The 514-nt window shown below is 55.1% G+C and carries 1 protein-coding gene; it reads right to left on the bottom strand.

The window, feature by feature from the left end; translation table 11 throughout:
- A partial coding sequence (locus ACKGJN_RS16855; protein WP_409540731.1) for an acyltransferase family protein occupies positions 1–418 on the bottom strand: 418 nt, incomplete at its 3' end.
- Positions 419–514 lie beyond the last annotated feature (96 nt).

Here is a 514-nt window from a genome sequence, read left to right as displayed (position 1 = left end):
TGTAGCCAACGTTTGCGGTGGTCCAAATCTCGGCCGATACAGGGTTGATTCCCTCGAAAGCGACCGCACGATCTAGCAGGCCGAGCCGCGTGACTGAAAAATGAACAATCAGCGAAAGGATTAAAGCACCGAGGAACCCAGGTACAATTTTCAGGATGCGGTTTATCGCAAGCGCCTGCCAGCGACCTGCGTAAAACGTCGAGGCTGCCTCAGCCAAAATGAACCCTGAGAGGACAAAAAAACATAGATCCGCCGCACTGCCCATCCTGCTTGCGGCAATAAGATCACCCAGTGTCCCGCCAGCCAGCCATCCGCCGTGACCGAAGACGACGGCGAGCGCGAGGATGAAACGGAAGGCTCCAAACGGCCGATAGGGAGCCTGGGAGACTTTCGAGTTTTCGCGTGAAGCGTCTATCATGGCTTAAGCGTAAGACAGGGTCTTAAAAGGCAGCCTATCCAGAACAGCTGGTGCCCAGATCCTTTCCACGCGCATTAGCCACTACGGATTGGTAAG

The sequence above is a fragment of the Gillisia xinjiangensis genome (genome assembly GCF_046298265.1).
GTDB classification, from domain to species: domain Bacteria; phylum Bacteroidota; class Bacteroidia; order Flavobacteriales; family Flavobacteriaceae; genus Gillisia; species Gillisia xinjiangensis.
The sequence above is the reverse complement of the archived record's forward strand: the minus strand, read 5'-3'. Positions and strand labels throughout refer to the sequence as shown.